Origin of the sequence: Mesonia aquimarina, from assembly GCF_003667275.1 — a bacterium.
Taxonomy (GTDB): domain Bacteria; phylum Bacteroidota; class Bacteroidia; order Flavobacteriales; family Flavobacteriaceae; genus Mesonia; species Mesonia aquimarina.
The window spans coordinates 114,718-132,498 of the sequence record NZ_RCNV01000001.1; the positions used below are offsets into that span (position 1 = coordinate 114,718).

Consider the following 17,781-nt stretch of genomic DNA (forward strand, 5'->3'; position numbering starts at 1 on the left):
AAATGCTTTGTCTAAGATAATTTAAAGTTAAGTACATCAAAAAAATATTAAAAATATTGGGAAGAGTATTGGTAGCAATTTTGCTGCTTTTCCTTATTTTGATTTTGGTGTTCTCAATCCCATCGGTGCAAACTTCTGTTGCTGAAAAAATCACTTCACAAATTAATCAAGATTATGATGTTGATATCAATGTTGAACGTGTAAGTATATCGTACAATGGGAAAATTGTTTTAGAAAATGTTTACATCGCAGATCATCATCAAGATACCTTGATTAGTGCTCAAGATTTAAGTACTTCTTTGGTTAATATTCCGGGAATGCTGTCGGGCAAACGTTTAGATTTTACCAATGTGACGGTAGATAATCTTAAGCTGAACATTAAAATGTACAAAGGGGAAGATCAAGATAACCTTTCTTTGTTTAGTGATAAATTTAATGACAGCACAGCCACGCAACAAAATTTTATTCTAACTATTGATCATATTATCGCCACAAATAGTCGATTTCGTTACATAGATGAAAATCAAGATTTTTCTGACATAATAACGTTAAATAATTTAGATATCGATGCGTCTAATTTATTGGTGGAAGGCAAAGATTTTGCCATTGATGTACGTACTTTAAATGCCACGGAAAAACAAGGCTTAGAAATTAAAAATTTGAGTACAAAATTTTCGTACACTACTAAACATATGAAGTTTCAGGAGTTATCACTAATAACGCCAGAATCTAAAGTTAAAGGAGATTTACAATTCTCCTATGAAAATCCGCAGCAGTTAGCCGATTTTGAAAATAAAGTAGCACTAAAAGCTAATTTCAGCGAAGTATCCATAGCTTCAAAAGAACTAAATTATTATTATAATGAATTTGGTAAAGATGAACAAATTACTTTCAATACCAAATTAGAAGGAACTCTAAACAATTTACGTTTAAACGAACTCGATTTAAACGGAATGGACCGAACACGTATTAAAGGTTCACTAAGCTTAGAACAGCTTTTTAGTGAAAATAAAGATGATATTTTAGTAAGTGGAAACTTTGATGAATTAGCCACTAATTATTACGACCTAACTAATTTATTACCTCGTGTTTTAGGAGATCAACTTCCTGATAAATTACAAGAAATTGGCAATGTAAATTTAAGCGGTTTTATTGAAGCTAGTCCCAAAAAGCTTACTGTAAAATCTACTACCAACACACAATTAGGAAATGCCGAACTTGATGTTACACTAGGCGATTTAAACGATCCTGATTTTGCTACCTACCAAGGTAATGTAATATTTAAAAATTTTAATATTGGTCGCTTGGTTGGTGTTCCTTCTTTAGGAAAAGCTACGTTTAATTTAAAAGTTGATGGCGTTGGTTTTACTGAAAAAACGCTTAATTCTAGTGTAGAAGGAAAAATTAATAAATTAAATTTCAATAATTATACTTATAAAAATATTGATGTTCTTGGTGTTTTTGACAACCTACTTTTCAATGGTAAATTAGACATAAATGACCCTAATTTAAAACTCAATTTTAATGGTGTTGTAGATGCTTCACAAAAAGTAAATACCTATAATTTTAGCGCAGATATAGCTTATGCCGATTTGCATAAACTGAACTTTATTGAGCGCGATACAACGTCTGTTTTTAAAGGTAACTTGGTTATGAATATGCAGGGAACTTCTGTAAATGATGCTGAAGGAAAAATTTATTTAGAAAATGCCAGCTACCAAAACCCAAAAAACACTTATCAGTTTGATGAATTGACCGTTTCATCAAGTTTTAATGAAAATGTAAGAAAAATCACTGTTAACTCACCCGATATTATTGATGGAGAAATGGAAGGTGATTTTAAACTAACAGAAATTCCCGAACTTTTTCAAAATGCTTTGGGTAGTTTGTACACTAATTACAAACCCATTCCCATTGAATCATATCAATACTTAGATTTTAATTTTAACATTTATAATAAGATTGTTGATGTTATTTTTCCTGACATTGAGCTTGCTCCAAATACCTTTGTTAAAGGAAGTATTGTTTCAGAAGAATCTGAATTTAAACTGACTTTTCGCTCTCCTAAAATTAATGCTTTTGATAATGTTTTAGATGATGTAACACTTCAGGTTGATAATAATAATCCGCTTTATAACACGTATTTAGAGATAGACAGTGTAAATACAGGTGTTTATAATTTTTCAAAGTTTAATTTGATTAATGTAAAATTAAACGACACTTTATTTATGCGAACTGAAATGCTTGGTGGGGCAGATAATGATGATGAATATAACCTGAGTTTTTACCATACCTTAAATAAAAATAATAAATCTGTAGTCGGTATTCGTAAATCTGATATTAAATTTAAAGACAAACGTTGGTACCTTAATAAAGAAAATAGACCTAACAATACGATTGTTTTTGATAACGACTTTAGAAATTTCAATTTAGATACATTAACCTTAAGTCATAAAAATGAAGCTATTCGCTTAAGCGGAGTTATGCGCGATAGCACGTATAAAAATTTTAAGCTTGATTTTTTAAATGTTGATTTAGCAAAAATTACGCCTTCGTTAGATAGTATAGATCTTAGCGGTACGGTTAATGGTAAACTTAATTTTTTACAGGAAGACGGAATTTACAAACCCACCTCTTCGTTAAAAATAAATGATATCGCGTTAAATGATATTTCTTACGGAAATTTAAATCTTGATATTAAAGGAAATAAATCCTTAACAACCTATAATGTAAAAGCCTTACTCGGTAATAAAACCTATGATTTCTTAAAAGCAAACGGAGCCATAGATATTAAAAGTTCAGGTTCTACTATTGATTTAGATGTTGCTTTAGATAAGTTCAAATTAGATGCACTTAGCGCTTTAGGAGCCGATGTCATTACCAATATTAGAGGAACAGCTTCAGGGAATGCAAAAATCAACGGAAGTTATAAAAACCCGGATATTACAGGGAAATTAAGCCTAGAAAATGCTGGATTAAAAATACCTTATCTCAATGTAGATTTAGACTTTCAAGATAAAGCCATTGTAAATTTAACTGAACAGCAATTCAATTTTGATGAGATTCCTATTGTTGATACTAAATATAAAACTGAAGGAACGCTAAACGGAACTATTTCCCATAATAACTTTTCTAAATGGGAATTGGATTTAACACTAAATGCTCCCGATAGATTATTGGTTCTTGATACTGACCAAGAAGAAAACTCACTCTATTACGGAACTGCTTTTATTAGTGGTGGCGCAACGATAAAAGGACCTACAGACGAGTTGGTAATAGATGTGAATGCCAAAACCGAAGAAGGAACTATTTTTAAAATTCCACTGAGTGATACAGAAACTATCGGCGATAATTCTTTTATTTATTTTTTAACACCCGAAGAAAAAAAGGCATTACAAGAAGGGAAAGAAATTAAAATTAAAGAAGTAAAAGGACTTGAATTATTTTTTGAATTAGACGTAACCAGCGATGCAGAAGTTGAAGTTGTGGTAGATCAAAACAGCGGAAGTACTTTACGCGGCTCTGGTGCAGGAACTTTATTAATCGAAATAAACACCAACGGAAAATTTAATATGTGGGGGGATTTCGTAGTTTATGAAGGAGTTTATAATTTCAAGTATGCAGGTTTGGTCGAGAAAAAATTTGAAGTAATTTCTGGCGGAAATATTACGTGGGACGGTAGCCCGACTCGAGCTAATTTAAATGTAAGTGCACTGTATAAAACGGAAGCTAACCCTGCAATTTTATTAGAAAACCCAACTATTAATCGAAACATACCGGTAGAAGTTTATATCGATTTAACCGGGGAGTTAACATCAACAGATTTAGAGTTTAATATTGAATATCCTAATTTAAGTTCAGTAGTAAAATCAGAATTACAGTATAGAATTTCAGATCGTCAAAATACAGAATTACAAGCTTTATCCTTAATTACACAAAGCAGTTTTTATAGTCAATATACTGTTGGGCAAAATGCCGGAAGTTTACTGTTTGAAAGAGCCTCCGGACTTTTTGATGATATTTTTTCAGATGAAGACGGTAAATTTAAAGTCGGCATAAATTATGTACAAGGCGATAGAACACCAGATCAAGACACTGCCGATAGATTTGGGGTCACGCTTTCTACACAGATTAGCAAACGGATTTTAATCAATGGTCGAGTAGGGGTTCCTATCGGCGGAGTTACCGAATCTGTTGTGGTTGGTAATGTGGAAGTTGAATTACTCTTAAATAAAGAAGGAACACTGCGTGCAAAAGTATTTAACAGAGAAAATAACATACAATATATCGGCGAAGAATTAGGCTACACACAAGGGGTTGGTTTATCGTATTCGGTAGATTTTGACACGTTTCGAGAACTGATCAGAAAAATTTTAAATAAAGAAATTAAAGTTGAAGAACTCCCTGAAAAAGTAGAAGATAATGACCAGCAATCCTTAGCACCAGATTATATTAATTTCCCGGGAAGTTGATTTTCTATGTGTGATTTTTTATTTTTAGCCGTTGTAATTTTATTCTATGAACTTCGATAAAAAATATAAAGTATATACGTGGAAAAACTGGATGTATCTTCATTGGATTCTCAATCCCGGTTTGCTTATTAATGAGCTTATTCTGGGTCAACGCGTTCCAAAAATCACTTTAGAAGATCAAGATTCAAATTTACCTAAATTTGAGCGGATGTATATTCCTTGTCCGCATTGCCATACAATACACGACAGCAGAACTTGGTCTCCGCAAAATGGTACAGGTTTTAAAAACTGGTTTGGTTTATTTTGCCCAAAATGTAAAAATACCATTCCGTGTTTAATGAATTTCTTTTCGTTATTAGTTTTAACAATCACCTTTCCTATTTGGGGCTGGTTTAAAGAATATTTAAAACAATCTTGGTTAAAAAAACAACCCGATCGATTTAAAAACTCAGAAATCAAGCCTTACAAAAATCCTTTTCAGGGTAAAGGCTGGATTAAACAGGGCTTAATGTGGGGTGCATTTATGTTTGTTTTTATGACTTTTATCTTTCCTCTTATTAATGGTTCAGAAATCACTTGGTTAAGTGTATTAATAGCAATTCCTATTTGGATTATTGGCGGACTTGCATTTGGTTTTTGGACGAAAAAAATTTTAGGAAAACGCATTCAGAAGCGATCTTGAGATAAAATCGATTTTTCAATTTAAAATAAATGTATCGTATATTAGATGCAAAAGATATTTTTCTATCTTTAGCTGATATATAAATTATTTTAAGCAATGAAAAAAACTACTTCCCACTCCATATTGCTATTTGCTTTTATCGTTTGCATTGTATCAATAAAAGGCTTTGCACAATCGGTTACCGGAACTTTGATTGATGAAAAAACAAAAACAACCATCCCATTTGCTAATGTCCAGATTGGCAAAAATTATGGTGTAATTACCAATCAGGAAGGAAAATTCAATATAAATATTCGGGATTTTTCAGAAAATGATTCGCTAACATTTTCAAGCTTAGGATACGAGAAAAAAAGTATAGCTATCAAAGATTTTCAGGGAGATAAAGTTTATTTACAAGAAAACGTAAATGAGCTTGATGATGTTTTATTGATGGATAGAAAATTAACTGCTGAAGAAGTTATGCAGCGTGTTAACGAAAATATCAGTAAAAATTATGGAAACCCTTTAATGAAATTTAGCATTTTTCATCGTGTAAAAAATAGTACTACTCCCGGAAAATTGAAATTTGATATTAAGAAAGCAGATTTTATCCCGAAGGAAACATTGCGAGAATTTAATGATAATATGGAGCAATTAGCCGCTAAAGCTAAAGGAACAACTACAAGTTTTTTTAATGCCGATTTAGTTGAAGTTGCCGTAAGAGATGAAGATTCTTTAAAACTTTCGGTTAAAAAAGCTACCGAACTTATTAATGAGAAAAAAGACAACTCTATGAGCGTCTTATTGGGAGATGTTATAGAGCAAATTGGCAAAAAAATAAAAAGTTCAAATACGTTTAAAGTACGAACCGGCATTATTCCTATTGGAGACTCTGTAGATCTTTCCAGTAGTTTTATGAATGAAAAAAAAGATAGTATTGATTCTGTTTCAACCCAATCTTTACGCTATAAATATTCCAACTTATTAAAAGACGATCCTTTTCATAGACCGGAAGGCGGTTTTGAAATTGCTATTGGCGGTACAGGAAGTGGGAGTGGAGTTATTTTTAATCATATAACTGAAGTAGATGATTATGAGTACAAAATTGAAGATATTTCAACTTTTAATGGCGAATTTATTTATGTGATTTCCTTTAAACCCGATAGCGGATTTTTTGGCGGTGGCGGAAAATACATTGGTAAAATTTATGTATCAACTGAAACATTTGCTGTCGTAAAAACAGATTATGAACTAGATGAAGGCGAACATGGTAAAAAGTTTAATATGAAGTTTTTATTGGGTATTAAATTTGTTGAAAATGAAAAAAGCGGTACAGTAATTTTTCAGAGAGATGAAAAAGATAAATACGTTCCTAAATATATGCGAACTTCGGGAAAAATGTATGCCTTTGCAGATCGATCTTTTGTATTTAAAGAAAACGATGAGAATAAGGATGACAGAATTAAGTTGAAGTTTAAATTCACCATGGAATTTGATAATGCATATACAAACGAATATTTATTTGTTGATCCTACATCAATTTCATCTGAAGAGTTTGATGCTTTTCAAGAAAATCTTGGGGTACCTGTAGAAAAAACAGCAAAATACAATCCAGAAACATGGAAGGATTATAACATCATAGCCCCAACTGAAGATATTGAAGAATATGAATATTAATTTCATTTAGCTATCTAGTATTAATTTTTTAACAAAGATTGCTTACTTAGTTTTTATGCTTTTACCACAGATTTTTGTTGATTTTGTAAAGAATGCATTTTTCATAAGCAGGATATTCTTTTAAATTGGGATGGTTAAACTCTCCAACTTTTTCCATTCCGATTTTTATCATAACATTTTCTGATTGCTTATTTTGCTTGCTACAGGTTGAAATTATATTCTTTAAATTTAAGTGATTGAAGGCAAATTCAAGGCATTTTTTTGCTCCTTCTGTTGCAAAACCATTTCCCCAGGCACTTCTTTTTAACCGCCAGCCAATATCCGTTGCTGGAGTAAAGTCAGTTTTATAATTTTGATAAGCTAATCCTATAAATCCAATCAATTCTCCCGTTTTTAAAATTTCGGTAGCAAAATAATTATAACCATATTTATTATAATGTATTTTAAGTCGATCAATAAATTCTGCTGTTTCTGTTTTGGATAAAGGTCTAGGGAAATGCTTCATCACATCCAAATCAGCATTTATTTTTGCGAATTCATCTAAATCATTTTCTGTCCAGTTACGGAATCCAAGTCGTTCAGATTTAAAAATATATTCTTTTTTCAATATTAAGAGATTAAATTATCTTTTTAAAATCGATTTAAATCACCTTTTTCCAAATTTTAATAAGAATCCCCCAGCTAACTAAACTAACTGTAAAAGCAATTCCGCTTAATAAGAGATCGCCGTAAATAAAGTATCCGGTACCAAATAAAACACTGTAAACTCCAGATATACCGAGCAAGAAAGCTAAAATCTTATAATTGATATGATGAAATCTTCCGTGCTCATCAAATACCAATTTTTCAAACGAAGCTAAGGTTTCTTGTTTAGAAGGTTTCGTCAATAAACTAACCGCAACCCAAGCAATTGTAGTTATAATAACACCCGCAACTAATTGCCAATGAGATTCCCAAGTTAATAATGGTGTTTCCATTTTATTGTTTGCAAAAAAGAAAATAGCAACTAAAAAAGAAACTGCCATTGCTGTTATTTCACTATACGGATTAATACGATACCAAAACCAACGCAAAATAAAAAGCAAGCCGGTTCCGGCACCAATTTGCAATAATAAATTAAAAGCTTCTTGGGCTTCTTCTAAAAACAATGAAAGTAAACCTGCTAAAATCATCATCGCAAAAGTTGAAATTCTACCCACTAAAACTTTTTCTTTCTCAGAAGCTTTTGGTTTAACAAAACGCGCATAAAAATCGTTTACGACATAACTGCTTCCCCAGTTTAAATGTGTAGAAATGGTGCTCATAAAAGCGGCAATTAGGGAAGTAATAACAATTCCTAATAAACCGGCCGGTAAAAAAGCCAACATTGCAGGATAAGAGAGATCATCTTTAATAAAGTTTTTGCTTAAATCGGGAAAAGCTTCTTGTAAACTTGCTAAATCAGGATACATTACAATTGAAGCCAAACCAATTAAAATCCAAGGCCAAGGACGCAAGGCATAATGTGCGATGTTAAAAAATAAAGTAGCTAAAATTGCATGTTTTTCATTTTTAGCTGCTAGCATACGTTGTGCTATATAACCTCCACCGCCAGGTTCAGCTCCGGGATACCAAACACTCCACCATTGTACAGCTAGTGGAATAATTAAAATAGGGATAAATAATTCCGGTTGACTAAAATCAGGAAAAAATTGCGTTTTTTCACTGATTTCGGGATGCGATAATAAATTTTCTAAGCCTCCAATTTTAGGTAGATTTAAAATATGGATTGAAGCCCAAATACTCCCGATCATAGCAATTATAAACTGAATGAAATCAGTAATTAAAACTCCACGTAAACCGCCAAGCATCGAATAAATTACAGTAACTAATGAAGCAACCACTAAGGTTTGAATTTCTGAAAAGCCAAACATAACGTGACCTATTTTTATAGCAGCTAAGCAAACACCTGCCATAATAACAATATTGAAAAAAACGCCTAAATAAATTGCCCTGAATCCACGAAGAATTGCAGCACTTTTTCCGCTGTAACGTAACTCATAAAATTCTAGGTCGGTTGTTATATTACTTTTTCGCCAAAGTTTGGCATAAAAAAAGACGGTTAACATTCCGGTTAACAGAAAACTCCACCAGATCCAATTTCCAAAAACACCATTTTTTCTTACAATTCCGGCGACTAAACCCGGTGTATCAGCTGCAAAAGTGGTTGCAACCATAGAAACGCCTAATAACCACCACGGCATATTTCTACTGGATAAGAAAAAACTGTTTACATCTTTACCACTTTTTCGTGCAATGAGAACGCCTATCAATAAACTGATAAAAAAGAATGCTCCAATAAATATCCAGTCAATAAGCGCTAATTCCATCTTAGTAAGGAGTTTTTTATTTTATTGGCTCCGCAAAAGGTATAATCTTTCGAGGCTTGCCTCTAAATTTAATTTTCACAATTTATTTTCATGGACTTTCCAAGGGGTGATTTGCTATTTTACAGCAATGGCACTAATTTCTACATTCACAAATTTTGGTAGATTGGCTACTTCAACAGTTTCTCGAGCAGGTGCGGTTTCTTCATCAAAATAAGTGGCATATACGTTATTAATTTCAGCAAAATTATTCATATCGCTAATAAAAATGGAGGTTTTTACCACATTTTCTAAGGTCATTTCAGCTTCGTCTAGAATTGCTTTTAAATTTTCCATCACCAACCGCGTTTCATTTTCTAAAGAGTCGGTTACTAATTCGTTTGTGTCTGGATCTAAAGCAATTTGTCCTGAAACGTATAATGTATCTTTAATTAAAACTGCTTGATTATAAGGACCAATAGGAGCAGGGGCATTTTTTGTAGTGATAATTTTTTTCATGTGCTGTATTATTTTATAAACTTCTATCCCGTTCTCTGTTTTTATCGTATTTAATATCGCTCAAGACGCTGGCTTTAATTCCGATAAAGAAATACCAAGAAGCTCTATTTCCGAAAGGTGTCCAGTTAAAAGTCATTCGCCAACTCTCTAAATCTCGAGCAAAACGTAATTGTGTATAAGTAAATCCTTGATTTTTAAGATCGTAACCTGAAGATGCTCCCACAGACCAACGCGGTGATAATTCTACATTCCCTGAAAACATAATTGAATGGGAAGAAATTTCACTATTTCGTGTAGCATTATCATAAGTCATTGTGTAGGAAACTCGTAAATCCCAAGGAATTTTATAGTTATATCTTTCCGTGTCATTATTAACTACTTTTTCTTCCTCTTCTTTTTCATCATAGAACTCCCCATTTAAATCAGTAGATTTACCGAACAAATCATCCGGTCGGCCACCATTTCTGAAGGTTTCATTTTCTAATTCATCTGTATTTTCTTTGCCACCTGTAAAATCTGAACTTGAAAAAGAATATCCAAAACTTACGTTTGCACGTGTTAACCTAAAGAGGCTTCCTCCATTATCAATATTTAATTGATCTATTCGTTGATTTTTATTATTCAACGCATACGGATCTAAAGCACCATTAAAATTGATATCAAATTTATCCTGTACAATAGGAAGTGTTCCTCTTATGGTTACCGGAGTTAATTTTAATGAATCTGCAGCAAGATCATAAGAGGTCGAAAATTGTAAGTTTTTCAGTAAGCTAATTTTCCTAGGTTCCTCACTAAGTGAATCTTTGGCTTCTACCTTAGCTTCAAAGTCATTTGTTACCGAAAGTCCAACCGAACTAGAATAGCGATTGTTAGGTGCTCCAAATAAAGTGTTCTGAAAGCGTGAATATTCAACAACTTCTTCTTCTAAACCGGAAGTTTCTGGAATAAGATAGCTATCGTAAAATTGATCAAATTTCGGATTAATATTATAACTAATCGAGGGTCGCATCACATGACGAATGGCTTTAAACTTACTATCCTTATTAAATTTAAAAAGACCGTAAACAGTTGTTCCTATACTCGTATTAAAATTATAGGTCCTGTAAGAATCAAATCCACCAACAGTATCAATTACGGTTTCTTGTTGTTGCTCGTCATACGACTGTCTGTAAGTTTTAAACAACCAATTTTCTTCAAATTGAGTTCCCGCACTAACACTAAAATATCTAAATAGTTTAAAGTTGGTATTAATTGGAATAGAATGTTTAATTCCAGTATTAGCATTTTTAAACATTTCCGGTTTAAAAAATAGAGAATCTGTTGTTTGGTAACGATTTTCACCACGAATGTTATACTGTAAATTGATATTTTCTATAATACCTTTTTTTGTTCCGACTTTAGGAGCAAACGGATAAATTCTGGCAACATTAGCTTGCAATGTTGGCAAGGTCATATTAATTTCTTGTGTTTGTGTGTTTTGATTGTGCGTGGCACTTAAGCTTAAATTAACTTGTGGATCGCCTTCAAAAGTTTTAGAATAACTAACCGAAGAGCTCAAGTTATTATTCAGGAAATTCCCTGTGTTTGTTTGATTAATAGTTTGTTGATAATACCTACTACTACCTAAGTTAACCGAAGCCTGAAAACGTGATGAAGGATTTGCTTTTTGATCTTGTTGATGCGTCCAACGCAAGTTGTAAATAGATTGCTCAGAAAAGTCAGGAAAACCGCGCTCTTCATTTAGTAATTTTTCATAACGAAAACTTACATTCCCTCTATATTGATACCGATTAGCGTAATTAGATTCTAACCGAATCCCGTAACTTCCGTTGGTATAATAATCTCCTAAAACGGCAAGATCTGCATAATCACTTATCGCAAAATAATAACCACCGTTTTGTAAGAAATAACCTCTGTTTTGGTTATCACCAAACGATGGAATTATAAAGCCTGAAGCACGTTCATCTGTTAATGGAAAATAACCAAAAGGTAAACCTATAGGTGTTGGAACATCGGCAATGTACATATTAACAAATCCTGTAACTACTTTTTTATCAGGTACCATTTTAATTCTTCTGGCATAAAAATAATAGTCGGGATTATCAACGTCTTGTGCAGTAGTAAACTTCATGTTTTTCATGTAGTAAACCGAATCATTTTCTCTTTTGGTAGTTTCTGCTTTTAATTTAAACTCACCTTGTTCCGTTCTTGAATTATAAACTAGCGCTTTTTCGGTATCAAAATTAAAACGAATACTGTCGGGTTCAACCGTATTTTGCATTTGTGTAAATACCGGCTTTTGAGTATATACATCAGCAGAGTCTTGAATTCCAAAAGCATATACTTCATTTTTCTTGTTATCAAGAATAATCAATCCGGCTTTTATAGTCATATCCCCATAAACAATTTCGGCTTGATTATAGAGATAAACACGATCATTTTTTCTGTCAAATCGGATATAATCTTCAGCAGAATAGGTTACATCAGATTCAAGAAAACTTTGTTGTTGCGGTTTTACCGAGTCAATTTTAACCGAATCGCGTTCTTGTAAATTTATTTTTTCAGTAGGAACAAGCGTATCAATTTCTGGCGTATTTTCTTTTTCTACCGCAGGTATTCTGGGACGAGTAATCGTGTCAATTTCTTGAGCATGAATACTTTTGCTTAAAAATAGTATTGCAAAAATAAAAAGTATGTACGTTAAGTTTGTCTGCAATGCTTATAGTGCTATTTTTGTAAAGTTTGGCTTGCTTTTTGAATGCCCAAAATTACATATATTTTTGAAAGCTCGCCTGAGAAATTTATAAAATAAAGTCAATCGTGATAAACAAACTTAATCAGTTATTCTTTATGAAAAAGAATTTAGTTCATTTTTTCTTACTTCTCGTTTTTTTGGTAAGCATTAGTTTTTCAGTAGAAGCCTCTCAAAATCCAGCTAATAAAAAATTTATAGTAGTAATTGATGCTGGCCATGGAGGTAAAGATTCGGGGAATAGTTGGCACGGATTTAAAGAAAAACATATAGCGTTGGATATAGCTTTAAAAGTTGGTAAGGCTTTAGAAGCAAAAGAAAACATAAAAGTAATTTATACCAGAAAAACTGATGTTTTTATTCCATTACACAAACGGGCAGAAATTGCCAATAGTGCAAATGCAGATTTATTTGTTTCTGTACATTGTAATGGTCATGATTCTAATGCACATGGTACTGAAACTTTTGTTTTAGGACTCCATAGAAGTAAGGATAATTTAGAAATAGCCATGAAAGAAAACTCTGTAATTTATTTAGAAGAAAATTATGAAGTAAAATATGATGGTTTTGATCCAAACGACCCTGCATCTTATATGGGAATGACTTTAATGCAAGAAGAATACTTAGATCAAAGTGTCTTATTAGCTGATTTTATTCAAAAAGAATATACGGGCAATTTAAAAAGAGTTGATAGAGGAGTTAAACAAGCAGGTTTTTTAGTTCTTCGTGAGACTTATATGCCAAGTGTACTTACCGAAGTTGGATTTCTTAGTTATAAACCCGAAGGTTCATATTTAAATTCTAGTAAAGGAAAAGGAGAAGTTTCAAAGTCTATTGTCAATGGTATAAAAGACTATATCAATAGTATTAACCTTTATAATAATGAAGCAAATACTGCTCCTAAAAAATCTGAAATCTATGAAGACGTTACTTTTAAAGTTCAATTAGCTGCAGGTTCTACGCCCTTAGAAACGGCTCCTTATAACTTTAAAGGTTTAACAGGAGTAACTCGAGAAAAAGAAGGCAAATTATACAAGTATTATGTTGGGGAAACTTCAGACTATCTAGCCATACAAGCTAAACAAAGACTTGCAAAGGAAAAAGGATATTCCAGCTGTTATATTGTAGCTTTTAGAAAAGGAAAGAAAATTAGCGTTAATGAGGCGTTAAAAACTAAAGCTAAATAGTTCAACTTTTCTATATTTAATCCTTAAATTTGTCATTCACTAAATTTTATTCATTTGAAACTAACCAAAGAAGTTAAAACTGCCTTACTCGTTATCGTTGCCATAATATTATTGGTATTTGGGTACAGTTTTCTTAAAGGAAATAATCTTTTAGAATCTAACAGAACTTTTTATGCTGTTTACGACAATGTAGAAGGTTTAGCAAAGTCCTCAAAAGTCACTATAAATGGGTTACAAGTAGGTAGCGTTACCGATATTACTTTTTTAAACGAAAAAGGAAAACTATTGGTAAGTATGACTGTACAAAGTGATTTTCAGTTTTCTGATAATAGTGTAGCTCAGATTTATGGAGGTGGAATTATTGGAGGTAAGTCCATGGCAATTCTTCCAAAATATGAAGGTTCGCAAGCAAAAAGCGGCGATACATTAATAGGGGAAATTGATGAAGGTTTACTAGAATTAGTAAACGACAGGTTAACACCTTTACAAAAAAAGGTAGAAAATGCAGTTACCAGTGCAGATTCTGTCTTAACAGGAGTTACAAAAATTCTTGATCCAGAAACACAAAAAAACCTAAAAGAATCTATAAAGAAGTTTAATAATAGCATGGAATCTTTTCAAGGCATTACAGCTTCTTTAGACGGACTTTTATCAGAAAATAGTGGTAAATTAAACCGTACATTTACAAATCTAGATGAAACTTCTGCTAATTTCAATAAGTTTTCTGACACTTTAGCACAGGTAAATATGAATAAATTAGTAGGTGATTTTGAAAATGTTATTAATGATTTTCAACAAATTTCTAACGATTTAAATAACGGAAAAGGAACCGCTGGTAAGTTATTAAATGATGAAAGTGTTTATAATAATTTAGATAACGCCACGCGTCAATTAGAAGAATTACTTCAAGACATCAAACTAAATCCTAAACGCTATGTTCATTTTTCTGTTTTCGGAAAAAACAACAAGCAATATGAAAAACCAGAAGATTCATTAAAGTAAAAACCTATGCAACTAATCGCTCAAATCCTTTTTATAATCGCCTTTGTTTTTGGAGTTGGATTTTTTATAAGAAATATTCGTAAACTTACGCGAAACATCAAATTAGGAAAAGATATTGACCGCACTGACAATCCTAAAGAACGTTTTGCTAATATGGCAAGAGTAGCTTTGGGGCAATCTAAAATGGTACGTCGTCCTATCGCGGGGATTATGCATATTTTTGTTTATGTTGGTTTTGTTATTATCAATATAGAAGTATTAGAAATAATCATTGATGGTATTTTTGGAACACACAGAATTTTTTCTTTTTTAGGTGGGTTTTATGACTTCTTAATTGCTTCTTTTGAAATCTTAGCTTTATTAGTTTTAATAGGTGTTATTGTATTTTGGTTACGTAGAAATATTCAGAAAATAAAACGTTTTTGGGCTAATGAAATGAAAGGCTGGCCAAAAAATGATGCCAATTATATTTTATATTTTGAGATGGTCCTTATGGCCTTGTTCCTTATTATGAATGCTACCGATTACCAATTACAATTAAATGGAGCAGATCATTATGCAAATGAAGCCGGAATTATGGGAAGCTTTCCCGTAAGTCAATATTTACTTCCACTTTTTGATGGGCTTAGCAATGCAACACTTATAATTGTAGAACGCGCTGCGTGGTGGCTTCATATTTTAGGAATTTTATTCTTCTTAAATTATCTTTACTACTCAAAACACCTTCATATATTATTAGCTTTTCCTAATACCTATTATGCTAACCTAAAGCCTAAAGGAGAATTTAATAACCTAGAGTCAGTAACAAACGAAGTGAAATTAATGATGGATCCTTCCGCAGATCCATTTGCTGCTCCAGATCCAGATGAAGATGAGCAAGTTCCCGAAAAATTTGGAGCTAGTGATGCTACCGATTTAAATTGGGTTCAGCTATTAAACGCTTACACCTGTACAGAGTGTGGACGCTGTACTTCAGAATGTCCGGCCAACCAAACCGGTAAAAAATTATCACCAAGAAAAATTATGATGGATACCCGAGATCGTCTAGAAGAAATAGGGGAGAACATCAATAAAAATGGGGAATACAAAGCAGAAGAAGATAATAAGCAATTATTAAACGACTATATTACAAAAGAAGAATTGTGGGCCTGTACCACATGTAATGCTTGTGTAGAAGCTTGTCCAATTGGCATAGATCCTTTATCAATTATTATGGACATGCGTCGTTATTTGGTAATGGAAGAAAGTGCAGCTCCAAATGAATTGAATGTTGCTATGAGTAACATTGAAAATAATGGAGCTCCTTGGCCTTATAACCAAATGGATCGCTTAAATTGGGCTAAAGAAGAAGCTTAATTTATGGAGGGTGAAAAAAAGAATATCGAAAAATTGTTACAAGAGAAATCAGAAGATGGTTCTCACGTTAGTCCTATCTTGCCTTCAAAAATTAAGAATTTTTTAGTTGATATTGATGGAACAATTACTGAAGATGTTCCTAATGAAGAACCTGAGCGCATGGAAACTTGCGAACCTTATTTAGATGCGCTAGAAACCGTAAACAAATGGTATGATCAAGGACACAGAATTTGCTTTTTTACTTCTCGAACAGAAGCACATCGTGAAGTAACAGAAGCTTGGTTGAAAACACATAATTTTAAATACCATACATTATTAATGGGTAAACCAAGAGGCGGTAATTATCATTGGATTGATAATCATATGGTTCAAGCTACACGTTATAAAGGAAAATTTACAGATTTAATTGAAAAAAAACATACTATTCAAGTCTTTAAAGACCACGAATAAATAGCATAAAAAAATTGATTATGGCAGAAGCAATAAAAGTACCGACAATGGCAGAGTATATGGCAGAAGGAAAAAAACCCGAAGTGCTTTTTTGGGTTGGTTGTGCCGGAAGCTTTGATGATAGAGCCAAAAAAATAACCAAAGCTTTTGTAAAAATTCTTTCTAAAGCCGGTGTAGAATTTGCTGTTTTAGGAACCGAAGAAAGTTGTACTGGAGATCCTGCAAAACGTTCAGGAAATGAGTTTTTATTTCAAATGCAAGCGGTCACTAATATTGAAGTATTAAACGGTTATGAAATCAAAAAAATAGTAACGGCTTGTCCACACTGTTTTAATACCATAAAAAACGAATATCCAGAATTGGGTGGAAATTACGACGTAGTTCACCACACACAATTCTTGAAATCCTTATTAGAAGAAGGACGCTTAAAAGTTGAAGGCGGTAAATTTAAAGGTAAACGAATTACTTTTCACGATCCCTGCTATTTAGGAAGAGCAAACAACGAATATGAAGCTCCACGTGATTTGCTGAGAAAGCTAGAAGTTGAGCTTATTGAAATGCGTAAATGCAAGAAAAATGGCTTATGTTGTGGCGCAGGAGGCGGACAAATGTTCAAAGAGCCTGAAAAAGGAAATAAAGACGTTAATATAGAACGTACCGAACAAGCCATAGAAACTAATCCTGAAGTCATTGCTGCCGGTTGTCCATTCTGTAATACAATGATGACCGATGGTGTAAAAGGAAAAGATAAAGAAGGTAATATTGAAGTAAAAGATGTTGCCGAAATGATTGCTGAAGCTGAAGAATTGTAATTAAAACGCTCCCTAAATTTTAAAACCTATGCTTGTTCCTTTTGATAGTTTACCAAATGATGCTAGAATTTGGATATACCAATCTAATAGACCTTTTACTGAAGATGAATTAAAAAAAATTAAGCCCCAATTAGATCAGTTTATTGAAAATTGGACTGCACATGGTGCTAATTTAAAATCAGGTTATGTAATGCCTTACAACCGTTTTATTATCTTAGGATTAGATCAAGATATAAACGCCGCTAGTGGTTGTTCTATAGATGCTTCAGTTCATTTTGTACAATCATTAGAAAAAGAATATCAAGTAGATTTATTAGATAAAATGAATGTCACTTTTAAGCAAGGAGAATTTATAGCTTATAAGCCCTTAGCAGATTTCAAAAAATTAGTGAAGAATAAATCTGTCTCACCAAAAACTATTGTTTTTAATAATTTGGTGAATACGAAAGAAGAATATCAATTTGATTGGGAAATTCCTTTACAAGAAAGCTGGCATAATCGCTTTTTATAAAAAATTCAGTTAAAAAATAATACTTGGTTTCATTATT

General features: G+C 32.4%; 13 protein-coding genes. 9 read left to right on the top strand and 4 right to left on the bottom strand.

Annotated elements, in window-relative coordinates; all coding sequences use genetic code 11:
- Positions 1-56 precede the first annotated feature (56 nt).
- From D9R05_RS00680 to D9R05_RS00690, 3 genes are all read left to right on the top strand, one after another.
- The gene (locus D9R05_RS00680; RefSeq protein WP_240462880.1) at positions 57-4,472 is read left to right on the top strand and encodes a translocation/assembly module TamB domain-containing protein; all 4,416 of its coding nucleotides are present in this window, start codon (positions 57-59) and stop codon (positions 4,470-4,472) included.
- Between the two features lie 46 nt (positions 4,473-4,518).
- Positions 4,519-5,154: a hypothetical protein gene (locus D9R05_RS00685; RefSeq protein WP_121665297.1), complete on the top strand. Its 636-nt coding sequence runs from the start codon at positions 4,519-4,521 to the stop codon at positions 5,152-5,154.
- A 96-nt stretch (positions 5,155-5,250) separates the two neighbouring features.
- Positions 5,251-6,810: a carboxypeptidase-like regulatory domain-containing protein gene (locus D9R05_RS00690; RefSeq protein WP_121665298.1), complete on the top strand. Its 1,560-nt coding sequence runs from the start codon at positions 5,251-5,253 to the stop codon at positions 6,808-6,810.
- A gap of 61 nt (positions 6,811-6,871) precedes the next feature.
- On the opposite strand, the gene D9R05_RS00695 is transcribed toward D9R05_RS00690, so the two are convergent.
- From D9R05_RS00695 to D9R05_RS00710, 4 genes are all read right to left on the bottom strand, one after another.
- The gene (locus tag D9R05_RS00695) at positions 6,872-7,417 is read right to left on the bottom strand and encodes a GNAT family N-acetyltransferase (RefSeq protein WP_121665299.1); all 546 of its coding nucleotides are present in this window, start codon (positions 7,415-7,417) and stop codon (positions 6,872-6,874) included.
- A 34-nt stretch (positions 7,418-7,451) separates the two neighbouring features.
- The gene (locus D9R05_RS00700) at positions 7,452-9,179 is read right to left on the bottom strand and encodes a sodium:solute symporter family protein (RefSeq protein WP_121665300.1); all 1,728 of its coding nucleotides are present in this window, start codon (positions 9,177-9,179) and stop codon (positions 7,452-7,454) included.
- A 114-nt stretch (positions 9,180-9,293) separates the two neighbouring features.
- Complete coding sequence (locus tag D9R05_RS00705; protein ID WP_121665301.1) at positions 9,294-9,674, bottom strand: Rid family detoxifying hydrolase; 381 nt, start codon at positions 9,672-9,674, stop codon at positions 9,294-9,296.
- A gap of 13 nt (positions 9,675-9,687) precedes the next feature.
- Positions 9,688-12,390 carry a putative LPS assembly protein LptD gene (locus D9R05_RS00710; RefSeq protein ID WP_121665302.1) on the bottom strand — a complete coding sequence of 901 codons (2,703 nt, stop codon included), beginning with the start codon at positions 12,388-12,390 and terminating at the stop codon, positions 9,688-9,690.
- A gap of 134 nt (positions 12,391-12,524) precedes the next feature.
- Here D9R05_RS00710 and D9R05_RS00715 point away from each other — a divergent pair, with 134 nt between their 5' ends.
- Genes D9R05_RS00715 through D9R05_RS00740 form a run of 6 tightly spaced genes read left to right on the top strand, consistent with a single transcriptional unit; the run spans position 12,525 to position 17,744 of the window.
- Complete coding sequence (locus D9R05_RS00715; RefSeq protein WP_121665303.1) at positions 12,525-13,613, top strand: N-acetylmuramoyl-L-alanine amidase family protein; 1,089 nt, start codon at positions 12,525-12,527, stop codon at positions 13,611-13,613.
- Between the two features lie 54 nt (positions 13,614-13,667).
- Positions 13,668-14,615 carry an MlaD family protein gene (locus tag D9R05_RS00720; protein WP_121665304.1) on the top strand — a complete coding sequence of 316 codons (948 nt, stop codon included), beginning with the start codon at positions 13,668-13,670 and terminating at the stop codon, positions 14,613-14,615.
- Positions 14,616-14,621: 6 nt separating this feature from the next.
- Entirely contained in the window at positions 14,622-15,971 is a 1,350-nt protein-coding gene (locus D9R05_RS00725) for a (Fe-S)-binding protein (protein ID WP_121665305.1), read from the top strand.
- A 3-nt stretch (positions 15,972-15,974) separates the two neighbouring features.
- The gene (locus tag D9R05_RS00730; protein ID WP_205589258.1) at positions 15,975-16,421 is read left to right on the top strand and encodes an LNS2 domain-containing protein; all 447 of its coding nucleotides are present in this window, start codon (positions 15,975-15,977) and stop codon (positions 16,419-16,421) included.
- A 20-nt stretch (positions 16,422-16,441) separates the two neighbouring features.
- Positions 16,442-17,233, top strand: a complete 792-nt coding sequence (locus D9R05_RS00735; protein WP_121665306.1) for a (Fe-S)-binding protein — start codon at positions 16,442-16,444, stop codon at positions 17,231-17,233.
- Positions 17,234-17,261: 28 nt separating this feature from the next.
- Positions 17,262-17,744: an ABC transporter ATPase gene (locus D9R05_RS00740; RefSeq protein ID WP_121665307.1), complete on the top strand. Its 483-nt coding sequence runs from the start codon at positions 17,262-17,264 to the stop codon at positions 17,742-17,744.
- Positions 17,745-17,781 lie beyond the last annotated feature (37 nt).